The organism is Vibrio sp. STUT-A11 (genome assembly GCF_026000435.1).
GTDB lineage: Bacteria > Pseudomonadota > Gammaproteobacteria > Enterobacterales > Vibrionaceae > Vibrio.
In genome coordinates this window covers 554,967-574,470 of record NZ_AP026764.1, presented here as the reverse complement: position 1 = coordinate 574,470, position 19,504 = coordinate 554,967, and the positions used below count along the sequence as shown (strand labels likewise).

Below are 19,504 nucleotides of genomic sequence, written 5' to 3'. Positions count from 1 at the left end.
AAATTTGCTGGCTTCTTGCTTTCAAATGCTAATTTCTAGCCGTTTTTTGGTGGTTCAAATGCGGTCAGTTCTAACTCAGGACCGATGTATTTTTCGATACGAACCAATGCTGAGTTTGCTGCGCAGCCATTGCCAAGTCTTGAGGTTGGAATATCCAGGGTCAGCACATTACAGCCACCGTTCTTACAAATCCCAGTATTTGGATCCAGATCTGGCCAGCCACCTTCGTGAATACATACCGAACCTTGCTTGATACGATCCGTCACTTCTGCGCCAACTAATACCTGGCCTCGGCCATTAAAGGCTCTAACCAGATCGCCAGTTTTTATCCCGCGAAGCTTGGCATCATCTGGGTGAATCCAAATTGGTTCACGATTTGCGATCGCGTATTCTTCACGGATTTTCGCATAGTTAAACTGGCTATGAAGACGGTGTGCAGCGTGCGCTGTCATTAACTGCAACTCGTCTTCATGCGCATTACCAGTATATTCTGTCGGCTCGAACCAAGCAGGATGTGGCAAACAATCGTCTAGCTGATAACCTTCGATGGTTTTCGAGTAGATTTCGATTTTGCCACTCGGCGTACCTAATGGATTCAAAACCGGATCTTCACGAAAATCCGCATAACGCACAAACTGAGCGTTTTTCTCATTCCACTTCATCTCGATCAACTGGTTATCTTCCCAGAATTTGCTGAAGTTAGGCATCGCCACACGAGAACCTCGACCACCTTGTTGCGCTACTTTGTAGAACCCGTATAGCCACTCCATCTCGGTTTTGCCTTCGGTGTATACATCTCGACCGCCCGGAGCGAGCATTTCAGACAAATCCGCAAATACGTCGAAGTCGTTGCGAGCTTCACCTTGTGGCTCCACCACCTGTTTCATCGGAACCAAGTGCTGGTTACTGTAGTCACCCGTCATGGTCATATCGTTACGTTCAAACGACGTGGTGATCGGCAGAACGATGTCCGCGTGCTTCGCAGCCGCCGTCCAGTAAGGTTCAGAAATCACGATCAACTCCGGTTTTTGCCACGCTCTGATCAGGCGGTTGGTATCTTGGTGATGAGTAAAGTTCGCGCCCCCAGCCCACCAAATCATTTTGATATCTGGGAACGTCAGTTCATGACCATTATGCTGATAAGATTTACCGGGATTTTCTAGCGCTTCAACAATTCGCGCCACCGGGAAGCTTTGGACTGCCCCCGACACCGCCCAGTCATTACCCGCTGATGAACCGCCGCCCAACGATGCAGAAATTGCAGGAAGTACACCAGCATCACGGGCTGGGTTACCACCGTTTGAATAGTGGTAAGAGAGCCCAAAACCACCGCCTGGAAGGCCGATTTGACCCAACATGGATGCTAATGTTGCCAGCATCCAGTGGCGTTGCTCACCATATTGTTGACGCTGCATTCCCCAGCCAGACATCAGCATGGTGCGATTTTGACTGAAGATATCAGCCAGCAACTCTAACTGTTTCACAGGAACGCCACAGATGCCTGATGCCCATTCGGCTGACTTCTCAACACCGTCTTCTTCGCCGAATAAGTAAGCTTCAAACAAGTCATAGCCTGTGGTGTATTTCTCCAAAAACGCTTTATCGTGTTTGCCTTGTTTGACCAATGTATGTGCGATACCCAGCATCATCGCCACGTCAGTCATTGGATGCGGTGCTATCCATTCTGCATTGTCGCCAAAGAACTCAATGGTTTCAGAGCGGATCGGGTCAATCGCAATCACCGTTTTTCCCGACTTTTTCAGTTGATGGAAAAACTCAAGGCCAGCACAATCAGTGGAACTCCAGGCAATTTTTAACGTATTGATTGGGTTCAAGCCCCAAAGCACTACGACATCACTATGTTCGAGAATCACAGGGTAAGTGGTCTGTTGCTCATATACTTCAATAGAACCCATAACGTGCGGCATGATGATCTGTGCGGCACCCGTTGAGTAGTCGCCCAGGTGACCAGAATAACCGCCTGCCATACTCATGTAGCGTTGTAGCAAGGTCTGCGCTTTGTGTAGCACACCGCTAGAACGCCAACCATACGAGCCGGCGAATACAGAAGCTGGTCCGTAGGTTTTACGAATACGCATGTGTTGCTCATGGATCAGCTTGTAAGCCTCATCCCAGGACACACGTTGAAATTCATCACTGCCTCGAACGCCTTGCGGTGAGGATGGGTTCGCCAGGTAACCTTTTCGTACCATTGGGTATTTTACCCGAGCTTTGGTATGAACTTGATCCGGCCCAGTACTTTGCAAGCTATTTGGTACCGTTTGAGGTAATGCATTCGTCGTTGATATCAACTTGCCATCTTGCACTTCACACAGCATCGGGCCCATGCGGCCAGCCGTTAAGATACCTTTGCCACGCGCATCCGAGGAGGCGACTGACAACGGTGAAAAGGAAGTGAATGCCATCGCACCGGCCGCCATACCAGTGCCTTTCAGAAATCCGCGGCGGGTCATATTAGTCATAATCTTTTCCTTCTATTTATCGTTAGTGACCAACCACATCTTTCGCGTGGTGCTGGAAGAACTTAGTCAGAATTTCTAGGTTTTCGGCGGTAATATCCGTGCGATCACCCATACTCTTCGCGACAGGTCCCCATGCGTTCACCGTGAAGTGATTTGAAGGAATCTTCGCATGACAAGTTGCACAGTAAACATTGTCCAACTCTTCGGCGTATGACCATACTGGCTCTAGCGTGTCGACAACTGGTGAATCAATCGTGCCGGTTAAAGAAACAGATCGCCATTCGTTACCGTATACATCAGCAGCAAATTCGCCACCTTCAAGCGCTTGCTGACCTTGTTCGGTCAGTGTTGCCACAATAGCACGTTGCCCTTCGCCCATGTAAAGCACTTGCTCAGCACCTTTCATTTGGTAAGCATTGAGTTTTACTGTACGAGCATCACCCTCTGTACTGACAACTTCCAATTTCGTTGTTGGGTTGATGGTACCCAACTCACCCATGTTAATAGTCGTAACTGGGTAAACCACTTCCGCTCCCGGAGCGGTTTGGGTGGTAAAGCTCATTAGTGTTTCAAACGCTTTGCTGTCGAGTTCAGCCTCTGGAGCAAAGTGAGCCACACCTTTATGACAATCAATACAGGTCTGATTGTTTGCTATTCCGTATTCGTGCATTTTCACAGCGTCACGTGATTGCTCAAACGCTTCCATCGCATCATAGTCGTGACACGAACGGCAGGTTGCAGAATCATTCTCGCGGAACTGCTCCCATACCATTTCAGCCATTTCTTTGCGGTGTGCTTCGTATTTTTCCGGAGTGTCGATCTTACCCGTTATAAACTCGTGATAGATATCCTTCGATGCACGAATTTTCGTGATCAAATAATCGACAGGTTCGTGGGGGATGTGACAGTCGGAGCATTCTGCGCGAATGCCTTTTGCGTTGCTGAAGTGAACAGAGCCTTGATACTCTTTAAGAGGCGTTTCCATGGTATGGCATGAGACGCAAAACTCCGTAGATGAGGTGTAATGCATCACTGCAGCCGAACCCCCTAAGGTCAGCCAACCCACCCCTATTCCAGCTACTAATAACAAAATAATAGTTCGTTTTTTCATTGTAATAACTCGCTACACTTGCTCACAAATTGTAATTATAGGTTGTAAATTAATACTTAGTGGCTAGGTGGAATATGATCCACGTCATACGCAACTGCGTTTCCAGATTGAAGAATTAAATATCGTAACTTTGCTTCCATTAACCAGTATTTGGTATTAATAATTTAAATTAGTCCGCATTCTAAAAATAAATAACCAAAATAACTGCAACTATTTGAGTAATATATAAATAAGGTGAGAAACTGAATACCGAAACTGATAAAAATATGAGAGCCTCATTTCGCATAAAAGAGCTACACGCAGAGAGATTGAAGAGAGTTTATGGAGTGCAGACGAGAAAGATTGGAGATTAAAGCATGATTTATCTATTCGACTGGGGCAACACATTAATGGTCGACTTTCCTCACGCACAGGGAAAAATGTGTGACTGGAACACTGTGGAAGCGATCCCACAGGCCAAAGAGGTTTTGGCTGCTCTCTCACAAAATCATCAGATTTACATCGCGACCAGTGCGTCGGATTCAGTCATGGAAGATGTCCAACGGGCTTTCCAACGAGTTGATTTAGACCAATACATCAACGGCTATTTCTGCTTTTCTAATGTTCGCATTGAAAAAAACTGCGCCAAATTTTACCAAGCAGTGGCGAAAATACTGGGTGTAAAAGAAAGGCAATTGACCATGATTGGAGACATGCCTAACAAAGACATCTACCCAGCGATCGAAGCAGGGTTGAATACCATTTGGTTTAATGCTGCAGGTAAGCCCGCACCAGGCAAACCGATCCGACAGCAAGTTCGCTGTTTGTCGGAGCTCGCTTCTGGTGCACTTTAACCTATCACTACTGAATAGATGCAAACGAATCGCCTCATTTAATCATATAAAAAGTATGGTCTTCACCCGCTATTTCTAGCTGTGGCATATATACTTAAACCAAAGGCACTTCGATGTACTTGGATCAGCACGTTGAAGTCACTTGGCTAATAGCTGAAGGTAGCGGAGGAAAATCATGGAATTACATAACAAAGCCGGCGAAGTTGCGAAAATTGCCGACAACCTCACATTGAAAGAAATTACCGAAATGGGTTACACCGTCGACTTATGCGATGAAGCGTTTGATCCGGGTGAGCATTGGAAAGCTGAAGGTAAAACGCAAGGCATGGGTGAATACCCTGAAGAGTGAGCCCCGCAGTTAACCAAGCGATTCATACTCCGGCAGGAAACCAGACTCAAACCGAGCGCCAAACGCTCGGTTTATTTTGCCACCTCTTCAATAAACATCGTCATCTCTTCGAGGTAGTTGCCATTGGCGCATCCCCAATCGGTCACTTCAATCAACTCCGTCATTAACTGCCGGGTTTGATCCAATTCCACAGCCTGAATAAAAGCAGTGAACCGGTCGCCATCAGCCTGATTGTGTAGCGCATGCGTGGCGTACTCTTGAAGCAAATCATTGTAGACCTGCCAACGCTGGCCCTCTGACACTTGACTACTCAGAATCAGCGTACATTTATCCTGAATACTATTCACCGTATCTTTCTGTGGTGAAGTGTCCGATGAGCACCCTGTCAAAATGAAACCGATTGCCAGTAACGTTGCGATTGTCCTCGTTGCCATTTTTATTTTTATCGTTGTTGGAAAAGAATGCATAAACTATATATGCAAAAACTTTCTTTGTATGGCTTTCATGCCCAACGCCGTGATCAACAACGTGACTGAGCACATATTCGGCCGCGCTTTAACCGACTAGGTCTGATTGACTGGTTAGTTTACACACAAATTAGCCACTAACTCATTAAAATATAGATAAATAGTAAAACCACGTTTACGAGCAACGAAGGCAGTAAATAACGCGCTAACTCCTTTCTTGCCACCAAGCGTGTAATAATCAACCGTCTATATAACGCAACCATTTGAAGGATTAAAATGACCGCAACGGATTACCTCAACGACCTCAATCAACGCTACCTCGCTATTCACCGTACTAAAGAAGATTTCTTTTGGGAAACGTATATGGGGCTCAGCGACGATCATGATGGCTCGACGCAAGCGCAGACAACCTGGACACACTTCTTAAGCAACGCGGAACAAATTTCGCATATTAAACAGCAACTTGAGTCCGTGGACTCCATTTCTGATCCGCAAGAAAAGCAGCAAACCATCACTGGTCTGTCAGGCTGGCTTGCGATGTTTGAATCGCATGCAATCGAAGGTGAAAAAGCACAGGTATTGAAAAATAAATTGATTGCCTTTGAAGCCGATCTGTTTGAAAAAAAACAGAACCACGTACAAACGTTTACCGACGAAAATGGCAAACAGACAGAAGGATCGCTTCCGGTATTGAGCTCTACTATTCGCACCAATAATCATGAAGAAGTGCGTCAGTCGGCTCATCAAGCGCTGCTGAATCTTGAGCAATGGTTGCTGGAAAATGGATTTATTGAGCTGATCAAGCTACGCAATCAATTCGCTCGCTCACTCGGTTATGCGACGTTTTTTGATTACTCGGTGCAAAAGACGGAAAAGATGACCTCAGAGCAGTTGTTCGACATTCTGGAAGATTTTGAACAACGTACTCGAGATGCGCACCTCAATAGCTTAGATAACTTGGCGAAAGAGAAAGGTCAAAATGCGCTTACAGGCCACAATTTTGTTTACTCATTCGCGGGTGACGTGATGCGTGATCTCGACCCATACGTGCCTTTCTCAAAATCTCTGAGACGTTGGGTAGAGTCCTTCGGTCGTTTAAATATTGATTACTCAGGTGCAACGCTGACTCTGGATCTGCTCGATCGTAAAGGCAAATACCCAAACGGCTTCTGCCATGGGCCGATTCCTTCTTTTTACAACCAAGGTGAATGGGTTGCCGCGCAGGTTAACTTCACCAGCAATGCCAAACCGGACCAAGTGGGCAGCGGCTACGATGGCATCAATACGTTATTCCACGAGGGTGGCCACGCCGCGCACTTTGCCAACGTTAAAATGAATGCACCTTGTTTTTCGCAGGAGTTTGCCCCGACTTCTATGGCTTATGCAGAAACGCAATCGATGTTCTGTGACAGCCTACTGACCGATGCAGACTGGCTAAAACAGTACGCACTGGATGATCAAAATAAACCCGTTCCAGATGAAATCATTCAAGCGATGATCAATAGCCGCCAGCCATTCAAAGCCTACGAAGAGCGCAGTATCTTAGTTGTCCCATATTTTGAGCGCGCGCTGTATCAGCTCAGCGATGAAGAGCTGACGCCAGAGCGCATCACCAAACTTGCGCGTGATTGTGAGAAGCAGATCCTTGGCTTGGAATGCAGCCCTCGCCCGCTATTGGCAATTCCGCACCTACTTTCAGATGAATCAGCTTGTGCTTATCAAGGTTATTTACTCGCGCACATGGCGGTTTATCAGACGCGAGCTTACTTCCTGGATAAGTTTGGCTACTTGACCGACAACCCAGAAATTGGCCCACTGCTGGCAAAACACTACTGGCATGCAGGCAACAACTTGTCGCACAATGAGACCATTGTCAGCCTGACTGGTGAAGGGTTTAATGCCAAGTATTTGGCAGACGTATGCAATCTTTCACCAGCGCAAGCTTGGGAAGTTCAGCAGCAGAAAATCAAAGCGCTTGAAACACGAGAGAGATCACCAGTAGCTTCGCTTAATGCGGCGATTAAAGTCGTCGACGGCAGTAAAGAGCTGGCAAGTAACACCCTCTCAGATGAGCAAATGTGTGACGATTTTGAACGTTATATCGTAGAAAACTACGGTCGATAGTAAGTCTAAGAGCCAGAACTTACACTTCTGGCTCTTGGTTATAGATTCTCGGTAATAAAAGGACGCGCTATGTACTTGTCGATCATCAAGTTTTGGTTTGAAGAACTGACCCCTCAAGATTGGTTCGAAAGCAATCCAGAACTGGATAACCTTATTGAATCTCGGTTTTCCTCAGTGCTAGAACAAGCCGCTCGCTGCGAACTATTTACCTGGCGTGACAGCGCAAAAGGACGATTAGCGGAAATTATTGTACTCGACCAATTTTCACGTAATGTGTACCGCAGTACACCCAAAGCGTTTGCCCAAGATCCACTCGCGCTCTCGTTAGCGCAAGAGGCCATTAGACTCGGTCTGCATAAAGCACTTAATCACGAGCAACGTAGCTTTTTGTACATGCCGTTCATGCACAGTGAATCTCGTGTCATCCATGTGGAAGCGGAAAAACTGTTTCACGCCCCGGGACTTGAAAAGAACTACGATTTTGAGCTAAAACACAAAGCCATTATCGACCAATTTGGACGCTACCCACATCGTAATGCGATATTGGGAAGAGAAAGCACGCCAGAAGAAGTTGAGTTTTTGAAAACACCGAATTCTGGCTTTTAAGGTCAGTGAAAAACAAGGTAAGAGAATGACGCTAAACACCGTAATGTGGCCATGCTTATTGAAACTAGACGGCGATGACGAGCTCATCTATCTGCACTCGCACTCGGATTTCCAAACGGAGTGCCAGGCACTTATCTGGGGACAAGAAGACTACGTGATTGATTCACAAGGTCGCACTTTCGGCTTGCAATACGGTAGTAGCAAACAAATTGTCCTGTTCCCAGAAGACAAAACACTGTCAGTTGAAGAAGTCACCACACTCATCCAGTCTCATGAGTTCAGTCAGGCGCAGAGATGCATCATCAAAATCCAGTTCAGTAGCGTACAGCAGGCCGTTTGTGCATTAGCAAGTTAATTCAGCAGCTTGGAACGCCACAAACAGTTCTAAACGATGAGTCTCTCGGGATCGATCGGTTTGCCTGAAATCAGAAGGCCATCTTGATGCATTGTCACAAAATGACCTTCAAACAGACGGTCTGCTTATAAACGCAGTAAATTAAAGCCTGGCCTGAACTATCTTGATTTAGCCAAACTTAGTCGCCTTAATGTCATCCAACAAACTGTCAAGCTGATAAACCACTTCGCAACTTGCTTTTTCCATCGATTGAATAGCGTTGATCATTGCCAGGGAATCAGATGCTTTCCCGTACAGAAGCGCATTTTTACCATATTCGTGAACCTGCTTATGGGGCTCCTCTAACATAGAGAAACTACGCAACCCTTTATATTGAGTACCAGCCCCTCTGTAATACCAATTCCCCAAACGACACCCAGTATGCTCAGAAACTTTTTCCTCAAAGGCTTCGGCTTCAACCAACTTGTACAAGTTTTGCTTCCATACGGCATGATCAAGTTTCACCGTATCCAAGAATGAGCGGGTTGATGCGAGAAAAATAACCTCTTGCATGTGCTCTGATTTAACAACCACTTCATTCACAATACAGCCAATTTGCGATGAAGACGCTGAAACCTCTTCTGCACAGGTCTGATTCTCTGTAATGGCTTCTTTAATGGCTTGAACTTGAGAAACGATTTGATGAACCAACTGGTCAATCTTCTCACTTGTCTCATGCGCTTTCCCAGCCAAGCCGCGCACTTCATCCGCAACCACGGCAAAGCCTCGACCCGACTCTCCTGCTCTAGCGGCTTCTATCGCAGCATTTAGCGCCAACAAATTGGTTTGATCGGAGATTTCTTTAATGGTTGATACAAACTGGTTGATTGAACTCGCAGTACTGTCTAAGTTTTGCGCCACAGCCATACTGCTATTTGCGTGGTAGCTGATTTTCTCAGCGCGATTTTCTAAACGCGCCAATGCTTGATGTGTTTGTGCGAACATGTCATCAAGTAACTTCAGCGCCTCATTTTCAGCTTGCAGATTTTCAGCACTTGCCGCCATTTGAGTCCTGATCGCTTCCAGCATTACGCTCCCTTCGAGGCTAGATGACATCACTTGCCTGTTCAATTTTATCGTTTGTTTGTACGACTCAATTTCTTGTGTAGAAGCGTCTAACTGCTGCCGCATAGATTGCATATCGCGGTCATACTTTTCCTGTAGAGCGGCAATCTCACTTCTTAAATCTTGATTTTGTTGTTTTAATTTATTCTGCCAAAGCATTATTCGTCTCATTTTCAGCAAGCGTGCATTTACAATACATTGTACTTATAACGACTAGATTAAACCCTGCTAACAGTAGCAAAATTAATGAATTGAACTCCGTATAAGTTCATCTTTTTGGCTAAATTGAGCAATTCATCACCTTAGTTAATTTGGATGTTAGAACCGACCGCTTACTGACTATACTAATCTCAAAGCAATCAGAAAGGAGGAATGCATGCCTGGTAATAACCCTATCGAAATAAAAGCGCTCGATCATATTGTTTTAAGAACCACGAACCTCGATGCCATGTTGCACTTTTATCGTGAAATACTCGGTTGCCTGGTAGAAAGGGAGCTCGCTGAATTGGGCTTAACGCAGCTCAGAGCCGGAACCGCGTTAATTGATATCGTCACGGTAGAAAGTGAACTGGGCAAACTGGGCGGAAAACCTCCTGTACAAAATGGTAGGAACGTCGATCACTTTTGTTTGCAACTTACGCCGTTTGAAGAAGCTGAACTCATCCAATATCTGCACACCCACCATATTCAAACGGAGGATTTTGCCGAACGTTATGGCGCGCAAGGTTTTGGGCGTTCGCTGTATATTAATGATCCCGAGGGGAACGTGGTCGAGCTAAAACCTCAAGTGGCCAACGAGTAAGTTTCACCCGGCTACTGGCCGCAACTTGTCCTATGTGGGCTAAACCAAAATGCCTTACACCTCGATCCCTCTCACGGATTCTTCACTCACTTCCTTCTGCCACCAGGTGCGGTTTCTCACTTCATTCTGAACGAGAAAACTCTCTCCTGGCATGGGCGTGAGCAACGTTATGCTCTCGTTTTGGCAATGGGTAATCAAATCTTCAATTGGCTCGTCCCATTTATGGGTGAACAACTCATAGGTCGCCCAGTGAACAGGCAATAGCTTTTGGGCCTGCAGATCCTTGAATGCCTGAACCGTATGGTGCGCTTGCATGTGGCCCCAGTTTTCTACTGGGTAACCCTGATTGTTTTTTACATCCGCCGCCACTTCCAAACAGGCAATGTCGATTGGTCCACACCGTTGCGCGATGTCGGCAAAATGCTGGTCGTAAGCACTGTCACCACTAAAGTACAGCGTCTCGCTTCGTCCTTTAATCACCCATGAAGCCCACAATGTGGTGTTTTTATCCAGGTAAGTTCGCCCTGAATTATGGTTCGCGGGCGTACAGATAAGCTCGACATTGGCGTACTGAATACTTTCCCACCAATCAAATTCGACAATATCATCAGCACACACTCCCCACTTGATGAGGTGCTTACCGACACCAAGCGGCACATAAAAGGTCACTGATTTATCTGCATAAAAGCGGATACTTGAGGCTTCCAGATGATCATAATGATCGTGCGAGATCACGATAATGTCGGGGATAGGTAAACTTTCTCTCGCATGTGTGTTGGGGATATTGCGCTCAAACCACGCTTTCGCAACTAATGGTGAAGCATAGTCAAATACCGGATCGGTCAGAATACGAATGCCATCCACTTCCACCAGCATGGTTGAGTGGCCCAGCCAGGTCACTCGCATAGCATCACTGCGATGTAAAAACTGATCTTGTACGATTGGGGAGTAAGGTAAATGTCCATTGGGACACAATGGTGCACGGCCTCCCAAATAACTCCAACAAACCTGCCAGAACGACTGATGGCTTGGCACGTTCGGCATGGTATTTTTGACTCGGCCATTTTCGAACTGGGGAGAGTGAAGAATACGATGCGCGAGTTGCGCGGTATAAATTTGCGGCTTAATCTGTGAGGCTAATTTACGCTCACGGCTCAAAAGACTGCTCTTTAGGGTCGTTTCAGACATGTTTATTTACGTTTGCTCGACGATGCTTTTAGTTAAACGCGATTATGTGTCTGTTTCATGACCAACTTGAGGCGTAAAATGAAGATTAGGTTTCAGTGGAAACTATTCCCCTGGAGTGGAATCTCAAACCAAACAGTTTGTACTGGGTATAGCAAATAGAATTGATGCAAAGGGAGAACAACCATGGTGACCTGCAATCAATACGACTTTATTGAAATCGCCTGTATGTTTCAGCTACCTGTGGAAATTACGCTAAAGAATGGTGAAAGCCATCAGGGGAGAGCGTTTGATACCGGCTTTGATATGCTGCGACAAGAATGTCTGTTTCTTGATGTTGACGGCGAACATATTGCCTTCCCGACCGAACTGCTTCTCACGATGCGTGCACTGAAAGCAAACCCACACTTCACCGAAGTCACTTTTGATTAACCCACTTTGATTTGAAAGTGGGAGAAAAAAAAAGGGGCAGTGCCCGAATACCGCCCCTAAAGTCATGCCAAAACTGTTATATGCGATTTCGCATAGTAAATATTGCTAGCGGTCATAAGACCTGAAAACTACTGGTTATTGTTTAAAACTTGTAACCACCGCTGATCATAAATACCCAAGGGTTAATCTCTACGTCAGTCTTTTGTTTCACGCCACCTGCTTTATAGGTTGCTTCTGTTTCAATGTTTGCATACCACGCAGACGCGTTTAGGAACCATTGATCGTTGATCATGTAGTCCAAGCCAACATTAGCGGCTAAACCAAATGAATCATCCAGTTTCAGATCCGACAGGCCATTAGCTTTACCTGTACCATTGAAACCTTCGTCAAAGAAGGTGGTGTAGTTCAGACCCGCACCAACGTATGGACGGAACTTACTTTGTGGCTCGCCAAAGTAGTACTGAACCATAAACGTTGGTGGCAGGTGTTTGGTATCAGCGATATCGCCAAGATTGCCTAAATCTGTAGAAATATCGTGACTAAACGGTGTAGCCGCCAACACTTCAAAGCTGATGTTGTCCGTAAACATGTAGCCAAATGTCAGGCCAAGCTGAGTGTTAGAATCCACCTTCAGCTCTTCAGAAGTACCAAGAATTTTATCGCTGCTATCATTAGGAACCACGGACGCCGCACCCACACGAAGAACGAAGTCACCTTGTTTATGAGCGAAAACACTTGGTGACACGAGCGCAGCAACCACTGCCAAACTGCAGATTGTTTTTTTCATTTTTATTTCCTTTTATAGGGCTTCGTTTTTACCCAATCAGATGTTCATGAACACTTAAATATCCAATGGAAGTCAGAGTGTTAACGAACTCAGGTTTTTTATATTTGTTAACTGCGCGCAATCTAGCACATAAAAACCTTACTAATTTGACGGAAATCAATTTGTAAAAAATATAGCGAATCTGTATGAGAAAACGCCAAATTGATCAACAAATTATGCAAATGATACACAACCTTGTAATGCAAAATGTGCGTGTGAGAAGCTCTTGTACACTGAAAGGCTCACGCTTAAAGCAGGTCAAGTCAGAGTAAATCGATTATCATCTAATGAATGTCTCTCTTTTCAAGCTCAGGGAAAAACATGAACCTGTTTAAAGATTTACCTCATGATCTCAGTGAAGAAACATTTGAAGATCTACTGTGCCACGGAAACCTGCGTATTGAACGTATTGTGTCTCACGGGCAAACGTCACCTGAAGAAGGCTGGTACGATCAGGACGAAAACGAGTGGGTATTGGTGATAAAAGGGACGGGAGAACTCACCTTTGAAAACGGTACGGTCAAACGCCTTGAGGCTGGCGATTACGTTAATATCTTAGCGCACACCAAACATAGAGTGAGCTGGACTGACCCTAATCAGGAAACGATTTGGTTGGCGGTATTTTACTAAATTCAAAAGCAAGTTAACTTGGTAAAAACAGCAAGAATTAGGCAAGGTGGCGCTAATGCCATTTTACTTGCCATTTAAACTCGCCATGACACTACGCTCATCGCTCATCTTTGGGCGTATCCATAACAACCATGGTGGTAATGCCTTGCACATGCTCACATTCCCCCAGAACGCCCGCATGAAACGCTTTATAGGCGGCCAAGTCTCGCGTTTCGACTCGCAGCAAATATTCGTTCGCGCCAGTGATGTTATGACACTCAACGACTTCTTTCACAAAACGTACGTGCTCCTCAAACGCATGTTGTGCTTGTTTTGAGTGGGAAGCTAACCCTATCGAAACATAGGCGACAAAACCGACACCCAGTTGCTGACTGTCCAGCACCGCGCGATAACCTTTGATCACGCCTTGGCGTTCCAATTCTTGCACACGGCGTAACGTCGCAGAAGGTGACAAACCAACTCTCTCAGACAGCTCAACATTAGAGATTCTTCCGTCTAACTTAAGCTCTTGCAATATTCTTTCGTCAAATTTATCCATAGTGATTTTTTATTGCTTAATTAATCCATTCAAGGTCAATAAAAGCACAATATTGATGACGTTTCTACTTATAGTTGTTTTATAGATGACGTCCACTCAGGACAGTTTTGATGTAAGGAAAAAACTATGGAATACCATCAATTAGGCGCGTTGGCTTTGTTTGCTTTTGTATCGACATTTACCCCGGGCCCGAACAATATAATGCTAATGACATCAGGCGCGAATGTCGGGTTTAAACGTACCATTCCACACATGCTAGGGATTACTTTTGGCTTTGGTGCGATGCTAATTCTGGTTGGTATTGGCTTAATGGGGTTGTTTCACGCCTATCCGGTTACCCATACGATATTAAAGGCGCTCAGCTTAAGTTACTTGCTGTATCTGACTTATAAAATCGCCACCAGTGGAAAAGCGGAAACAAGAAATGATTTTAAGCCAATGTCGTTTCTCGGGGCGGCGGCATTTCAGTGGGTGAATCCAAAAGGTTGGTCAATGGCGCTCACCGCTGTCACGGTGTACAGCTCAGGTGCCGCATGGTTAGAGTTGACGTTTATCGCAGGCATCTTCTGCTTGGCTAACCTACCCTCAGTCACTTTTTGGACCGCTGCGGGTATACAGTTACAGCGCTGGTTAACCACATCTAAACGTGTCAAAGGGTTTAATTACGGCATGGCGGCTTTACTGCTTTTATCAACGATCCCAATGATATAACGGAATAGAAGTAAGAACCTCTGCGGAGGTTTTGTCATGCTTGGTGGTTATATCATGCAAGAAAAGAGTCCTCTAGATTAGATTTCAGTTTCAATTCACAGTGTAAATTTGTTTAAAGACACTACTCTCTCAAGAGAGATATTGATATTCTTAAATGAGAAAGAGAATAATTATCGAGAATAGTAAAGATGAAAAAGAAACCTGAGCCTAAAGAACTTATCGTTACGCACACCGAAACCATCACTCCAAACATGCAGCGCCTTACTTTGCAAGGCGAGGCACTGGGTCAATTCCCGGCGGACTGTGAGGGGAGCTACATTAAGCTGCTATTTAATCAAAACGGCAGTACCGATTTACAAGCGATGTCTGAAGATAATCGTCCATTGATGCGTACTTATACGATTCGCCGTTACCATCCAGAGAAATGCAGCATTGAAGTCGATTTTGTTCGTCATATCACTCAAGATCTGCAATGTGGATTCGCCGCTCGCTGGGCAATGGCCGCGCAAAAGGGAGACACTATTAGCATTGTTGGTCCGGGTAGCATTTCTAACCTAAACACAGACGCCGATTGGTTTTTCATGGCAGCCGATATGACCGCTCTCCCGGCTCTCTCGGCCAAAATCCGAACCTTGTCTGAAGAAGCAAAAGGCTATGCAGTTATTAGTGTCCTCTCTGCCGCAGACATTCAACCTCTGCACGCCCCGGCAGGTATGAAACTGATTTGGCTAACTGAAGGACAGAATCTGGCAGACGCCGTTCGCGAATTAACATGGTTGCAGGGCAATGCTGCAGTTTGGTGTGCGTGTGAGTTTGATTCAATGCGTGCATTACGCCAATACTTCCGCAATGAAAAGGAAGTCGAGCGTGAAAATATCTACATCAGCAGCTACTGGAAACAAGGCGTTTCTGAAGATGGACATAAAGTGATCAAGCGCGAAGATGCAGAATCCAATCAATAGCAAGTCACGCTTAAAAATACGCCCGGTGGAGCCGGGCGTGGGCAAAGTGCCTAAAAGCTTGTTTGACTATCAACGATAGTTTTCAAAGCTTGGCAAGGTAGAAATTATTCAATAATTTTCGCAACTTCACGAATCAGCGCAGCCAGTTCTTCCCATTGCTCGTTATCAATCAAGTCGCCAGGCACCATCCAGGTACCACCACACGCTAAGACCGAAGAAATGGCCAAGTAATCTTTGACGTTACTTGGACTCACGCCACCAGTGGGCATGAATTTAACTGGGTAAACCGCTGAAAGTGCTTTAAGCATTGCCGTGCCACCCGATGGCTCCGCAGGGAAAAACTTAAGAGTACGAAGGCCCATTTCCATCGCTTGTTCAACTAGGCTTGGATTATTTACACCAGGTACGATCGCGATGTTACGCTGCTGACAGTATTTAACGGTGGTTGGGTTGAAGCCCGGACTAACAATAAAATCGACACCAGCTTCAATCGCTTCATCGACCTGCGCACTGGTTAGGACAGTGCCCGCGCCAATTAACATCTCTGGGTACGCGTCACGCATATTCTTGATCGCAAGTGCCGCATCTTCAGTACGAAACGTCACTTCTGCACACGGTAGGCCGTTTTCAACCAATACCTGGGCCAGTTTTACTGCCTTGCTTGCGTCTTTAATTGCAATAACAGGGACTACTTTAATTTCAGAAAGTTGTTGATTAAGGTCTTTCATTTCATCGTTCCTTAAATAGTCGGCATCAATTCGCTTGGAATGATTGCACCGCGATGTTGGATAACAGAACCAGCGACTTTGTGCCCAGCCAGTGCAGATGCAGCAACGTCTCCGCCTAGAATGCGTTTTGCTAAGTAGCCCGCACTGAAAGAGTCACCAGCTGCCGTCGTATCTTTCACAGCGTCTACTTTCAATGCCGCAACCGTATGCTGTTGGTCTTGAGTCACAACAAAACAATCATCTGCGCCACGCTTAACAATGATCTCTTTAACACCAAAGTTTTTGGTTCGGTTTATTGCTTCGGATTCATCGTTGTCACCCCAAAGCATGACTTCATCGTCGAAAGTCAAAAATGCCATGTCAGTAACACTGAGAATTTTTGAGTAGAAGTTACGAGCTAACTCTATACTTGGCCAAAGTTTTGGTCGGAAATTATTATCAAACGCGATGGTGACGCCCTCGTTACGGCAAGTAGCCAGCAAGTCGATCAGCGTTTGACGGTGCTCTTCAGCGATAATAGCTAAGCTAATACCGCTCAGATAAATCATTTGATGTTGGCATAGATCTTTTACTAAAGACTCAAAGTTTTGCTCGCGTAGCCAATACTTTGCGGCTGCGTCTTCGCGCCAGTAAAAGAAACTTCGCTCGCCATCCTCTGCGGTTTCAATGGCATAAATGCCCGGCAATTTGTCTTTAGAAAAGTAGACCATGTCCGTGTTAATACGTTCGTCCTGCCACGCAGTCAGCATTTCGCGACTAAACGGATCATGTCCCAGCCCTGTTACATATGACGTTTCGATTCCATGTTGCTGGGTTAACCGCGACAGGTAAACAGCCGTATTGAGGGTATCACCACCAAAACCTTGCTGTAGCACGCCATGATGTTTCCTAAGCTCCACCATACATTCACCGATGATAGCGACGCGACTGATTGAATTCATGGGAGCCTCCTTAGTGGTACAAAAAATAAGCCAGCACAATGGCTGGCTTGTACTTAATTCCCGATAAATTAAGTAATTAGTCCAGTAGAGACTTCACGTATTCTGCGATTTCAGGCACTTGGCAGTGTGCGAAGAAGCACTCCTGGAACTGGGCGCTACCTACTGCTGTTTTCACTAGCTCTTGATCGATGGCGCGTAAGCCTTCAACCACATCTTTAGAGACTGCAGCTTTCACGTCATTTAGAATCGCGGCGTTGGCTTGCTGAGGCGCTGCTCGCTCAATAGGGTAACCTTCACCACGATTTCCAGTGAACGCTTTTTCGAAGATGTAACGTACGTTCAGTTCACCAGCCCAACCAAAGCCTTTAGCGAATGCGAGAGAAATAGCGTTACCGTTGTTGATTTGGTTGAACAGGAATGCATCAGATGGCTCTAGGCAGTAACCACAAACTACACCTGGATGCAGATTGCTTGACATCAGTGCACCTTGGCCAGTACCACAACCCGTTACCACAAAGTCTACTGCTTTTGAATTCAGTAGGATGCTCGCCATGATACCTAAGTGGACGTACGTCAGATGATGATCGTTTTCATCAGTCATACCGACGTTGAATACTTCGTGACCAAGGCCACCCGCTACAGTGTTTAGTTCACCAGCCACCATTGCGTTTTTAGCGGCTTGGCTGTTTTCCATCATTAGTGCAATTTTCATCTGTTACTCCTGCGGGGAAACCGCATTCAAAAATAAATTCTTAAACAAAACTCTCAGGACCTGGTGACCTTTCGAGCTGATTTTCAGTTAGAAAAGGAATGACTCACTCAATAACTGATTGATTTAGCTTTGGCTCTGTCCGCTGGCGATATAAGCGATAGATCGTCGTTGAATTCATTACGATTACGGTCATTTCCAGTAACGTTCCTCCAATAGAACCCACCAGAATATTATTGGTAAGCCAACAACAAGCACCGAGCAAAAAGCCGCTGCGCATCCTAATTCCTGAGAGGCAGAATACGGAGTAAGTACCAATAACCGTCCCCAAAATAGGCCAAACGTCGCGCCACTGCTCGGCAACCCAAAAACCACTAACTAAACTGATACCGATAAATGCGGTAGCGATTCGCTTCGACGAAACAAAAATTGCCGTGGTCGTCCGGATTGTCGATAATAACGCGCCAAGCGCAGAGACCATTGAACCGAGCAATAAAAAATGGAGAAGATGATTGAGATTAAAGATTAGCATCAAGATTTTTAGGCGCTTATCATTTTTTTGGTAAAAGACGGAGAACCCCAAACCAAAACTAATAAACCCTAATGCTTGCGCTAATGTTGTGGCATCCACAATCAACTTCTCACAAATCGATTAGCGAGCTAACCAACCACCGTCAACCGCTATCGTGTAACCATTGATGTAATCAGCCGCTTTTGATGCCAAAAATACACAAGGGCCAGCTAAATCTTCAGGCAAGCCCCAGCGTTCAGCAGGGATACGTTCAAGGATTGCAGCGTTACGCTCTTCGTCAGCACGTAAAGCAGCGGTGTTATTTGTTGCCATGTAACCTGGTGCAATCGCGTTTACGTTAATGTCGTGACTTGCCCACTCGTTCGCCATTAGGCGCGTAACACCCATAACTCCGCTCTTAGAGGCAGTGTATGAAGGAACGCGGATACCGCCTTGGAAAGACAGCATAGATGCGACGTTGATGATCTTGCCACCTTCACCTTGAGCGATGAACTGTTTTGCCACTGCCTGAGACATAAAGAACACCGATTTAATGTTGATGTTCATTACGTCATCCCAATCTTGCTCAGAAAACTCAATCGCATCTTCGCGGCGGATGATACCCGCATTGTTTACCAGAATATCAATACGGCCCAGCTCTGTGACGGCGCGATCAACGATTGATGGGATGTCATCCAACGTCATTAGGTTAGCGCGGATATCAACAAATTTGCGGCCTTCTGCTTCAATTTTCTCAATGGTTTCTGTCGGTTCAATGATGTTTACGCCCACGATGTCACAGCCGGCTTTTGCTAAACCAAGCGCCATACCTTGGCCAAGACCAGTGTCACAACCAGTAACAATGGCGACTTTGCCTTCAAGGTTAAATGACTCAAGAATCATGTCTTTTTCCTCAATAATTAGATAATTCGTGATTTGGCGACTGGCCATGTCACTTTCTACACTTCTATACTGAATAAAAAAGAAATTAGTTTCAATTATTTTTGAAAAGATGTTTCAAAAAATAGATTGCGATCCAATTTTTCTGCACCGAACCCCGGTTTCATTCCAAATTTTTGAAAAGGTATTTTATAAAT

Annotated in this window: 22 protein-coding genes; 10 read left to right on the top strand and 12 right to left on the bottom strand. The window is 45.6% G+C overall.

The window, feature by feature from the left end:
• Positions 1–35: 35 nt before the first annotated feature.
• Positions 36–2,483: a molybdopterin guanine dinucleotide-containing S/N-oxide reductase gene (locus OO774_RS18160; protein ID WP_264908114.1), complete on the bottom strand. Its 2,448-nt coding sequence runs from the start codon at positions 2,481–2,483 to the stop codon at positions 36–38.
• A gap of 22 nt (positions 2,484–2,505) precedes the next feature.
• Positions 2,506–3,600 (bottom strand): NapC/NirT family cytochrome c, encoded by a 1,095-nt coding sequence (locus OO774_RS18155; protein ID WP_264908737.1) that lies wholly within the window; start codon positions 3,598–3,600, stop codon positions 2,506–2,508.
• A 350-nt stretch (positions 3,601–3,950) separates the two neighbouring features.
• On the opposite strand from OO774_RS18155, the gene OO774_RS18150 reads away from it, so the two are divergent.
• Together OO774_RS18150 and OO774_RS18145 are read left to right on the top strand one after the other, a co-directional pair.
• On the top strand, positions 3,951–4,427 hold the full coding sequence (locus tag OO774_RS18150) for an HAD family hydrolase (protein WP_264908112.1): 477 nt from the start codon (positions 3,951–3,953) through the stop codon (positions 4,425–4,427).
• A 175-nt stretch (positions 4,428–4,602) separates the two neighbouring features.
• The gene (locus OO774_RS18145) at positions 4,603–4,776 is read left to right on the top strand and encodes a hypothetical protein (RefSeq protein ID WP_014233493.1); all 174 of its coding nucleotides are present in this window, start codon (positions 4,603–4,605) and stop codon (positions 4,774–4,776) included.
• Positions 4,777–4,847: 71 nt separating this feature from the next.
• On the opposite strand, the gene OO774_RS18140 is transcribed toward OO774_RS18145, so the two are convergent.
• Positions 4,848–5,210, bottom strand: a complete 363-nt coding sequence (locus OO774_RS18140) for a hypothetical protein (protein WP_264908109.1) — start codon at positions 5,208–5,210, stop codon at positions 4,848–4,850.
• Between the two features lie 309 nt (positions 5,211–5,519).
• Between OO774_RS18140 and OO774_RS18135 the strand changes: the two genes are divergently transcribed.
• From OO774_RS18135 to OO774_RS18125, 3 genes are all read left to right on the top strand, one after another.
• Positions 5,520–7,367: a M3 family metallopeptidase gene (locus OO774_RS18135; protein WP_264908107.1), complete on the top strand. Its 1,848-nt coding sequence runs from the start codon at positions 5,520–5,522 to the stop codon at positions 7,365–7,367.
• 69 nt (positions 7,368–7,436) lie between these two features.
• Entirely contained in the window at positions 7,437–7,973 is a 537-nt protein-coding gene (locus OO774_RS18130; protein WP_264908105.1) for a DUF924 family protein, read from the top strand.
• Positions 7,974–7,998: 25 nt separating this feature from the next.
• Positions 7,999–8,328, top strand: coding sequence for a DUF4144 domain-containing protein (locus OO774_RS18125; RefSeq protein ID WP_264908103.1), 330 nt, complete (start codon positions 7,999–8,001; stop codon positions 8,326–8,328).
• Positions 8,329–8,496: 168 nt separating this feature from the next.
• Here the strand turns inward: OO774_RS18125 and OO774_RS18120 are convergent, their stop codons facing one another.
• Positions 8,497–9,591, bottom strand: coding sequence for a methyl-accepting chemotaxis protein (locus OO774_RS18120; protein ID WP_264908101.1), 1,095 nt, complete (start codon positions 9,589–9,591; stop codon positions 8,497–8,499).
• Positions 9,592–9,808: 217 nt separating this feature from the next.
• Here OO774_RS18120 and OO774_RS18115 point away from each other — a divergent pair, with 217 nt between their 5' ends.
• Positions 9,809–10,234, top strand: a complete 426-nt coding sequence (locus OO774_RS18115) for a VOC family protein (RefSeq protein ID WP_264908099.1) — start codon at positions 9,809–9,811, stop codon at positions 10,232–10,234.
• Between the two features lie 54 nt (positions 10,235–10,288).
• Here OO774_RS18115 and OO774_RS18110 read toward each other — a convergent pair whose 3' ends face one another.
• Positions 10,289–11,422, bottom strand: coding sequence for an MBL fold metallo-hydrolase (locus OO774_RS18110; protein WP_264908097.1), 1,134 nt, complete (start codon positions 11,420–11,422; stop codon positions 10,289–10,291).
• A 183-nt stretch (positions 11,423–11,605) separates the two neighbouring features.
• On the opposite strand from OO774_RS18110, the gene OO774_RS18105 reads away from it, so the two are divergent.
• Positions 11,606–11,851 (top strand): Rho-binding antiterminator, encoded by a 246-nt coding sequence (locus OO774_RS18105; protein ID WP_264908095.1) that lies wholly within the window; start codon positions 11,606–11,608, stop codon positions 11,849–11,851.
• Between the two features lie 142 nt (positions 11,852–11,993).
• Here OO774_RS18105 and ompW read toward each other — a convergent pair whose 3' ends face one another.
• Entirely contained in the window at positions 11,994–12,638 is a 645-nt protein-coding gene (gene ompW / locus OO774_RS18100; RefSeq protein WP_264908093.1) for an outer membrane protein OmpW, read from the bottom strand.
• A 360-nt stretch (positions 12,639–12,998) separates the two neighbouring features.
• Here ompW and OO774_RS18095 point away from each other — a divergent pair, with 360 nt between their 5' ends.
• Entirely contained in the window at positions 12,999–13,307 is a 309-nt protein-coding gene (locus OO774_RS18095) for a cupin domain-containing protein (protein ID WP_264908092.1), read from the top strand.
• A gap of 97 nt (positions 13,308–13,404) precedes the next feature.
• Here the strand turns inward: OO774_RS18095 and OO774_RS18090 are convergent, their stop codons facing one another.
• Complete coding sequence (locus OO774_RS18090) at positions 13,405–13,845, bottom strand: Lrp/AsnC family transcriptional regulator (protein WP_264908091.1); 441 nt, start codon at positions 13,843–13,845, stop codon at positions 13,405–13,407.
• 126 nt (positions 13,846–13,971) lie between these two features.
• On the opposite strand from OO774_RS18090, the gene OO774_RS18085 reads away from it, so the two are divergent.
• Positions 13,972–14,556 (top strand): LysE family translocator, encoded by a 585-nt coding sequence (locus tag OO774_RS18085; protein ID WP_264908090.1) that lies wholly within the window; start codon positions 13,972–13,974, stop codon positions 14,554–14,556.
• A 188-nt stretch (positions 14,557–14,744) separates the two neighbouring features.
• Positions 14,745–15,518, top strand: coding sequence for a siderophore-interacting protein (locus tag OO774_RS18080; RefSeq protein ID WP_264908089.1), 774 nt, complete (start codon positions 14,745–14,747; stop codon positions 15,516–15,518).
• 104 nt (positions 15,519–15,622) lie between these two features.
• On the opposite strand, the gene OO774_RS18075 is transcribed toward OO774_RS18080, so the two are convergent.
• From OO774_RS18075 to kduD, 5 genes are all read right to left on the bottom strand, one after another.
• Positions 15,623–16,246 carry a bifunctional 4-hydroxy-2-oxoglutarate aldolase/2-dehydro-3-deoxy-phosphogluconate aldolase gene (locus OO774_RS18075; protein WP_264908087.1) on the bottom strand — a complete coding sequence of 208 codons (624 nt, stop codon included), beginning with the start codon at positions 16,244–16,246 and terminating at the stop codon, positions 15,623–15,625.
• 11 nt (positions 16,247–16,257) lie between these two features.
• Positions 16,258–17,187, bottom strand: a complete 930-nt coding sequence (locus OO774_RS18070) for a sugar kinase (RefSeq protein ID WP_264908085.1) — start codon at positions 17,185–17,187, stop codon at positions 16,258–16,260.
• Positions 17,188–17,263: 76 nt separating this feature from the next.
• Complete coding sequence (locus tag OO774_RS18065; protein ID WP_264908083.1) at positions 17,264–17,899, bottom strand: RpiB/LacA/LacB family sugar-phosphate isomerase; 636 nt, start codon at positions 17,897–17,899, stop codon at positions 17,264–17,266.
• A 103-nt stretch (positions 17,900–18,002) separates the two neighbouring features.
• Positions 18,003–18,527, bottom strand: coding sequence for a YgjV family protein (locus tag OO774_RS18060; RefSeq protein WP_264908081.1), 525 nt, complete (start codon positions 18,525–18,527; stop codon positions 18,003–18,005).
• Positions 18,528–18,548: 21 nt separating this feature from the next.
• Positions 18,549–19,310: a 2-dehydro-3-deoxy-D-gluconate 5-dehydrogenase KduD gene (gene kduD, locus OO774_RS18055; protein ID WP_264908736.1), complete on the bottom strand. Its 762-nt coding sequence runs from the start codon at positions 19,308–19,310 to the stop codon at positions 18,549–18,551.
• Positions 19,311–19,504 lie beyond the last annotated feature (194 nt).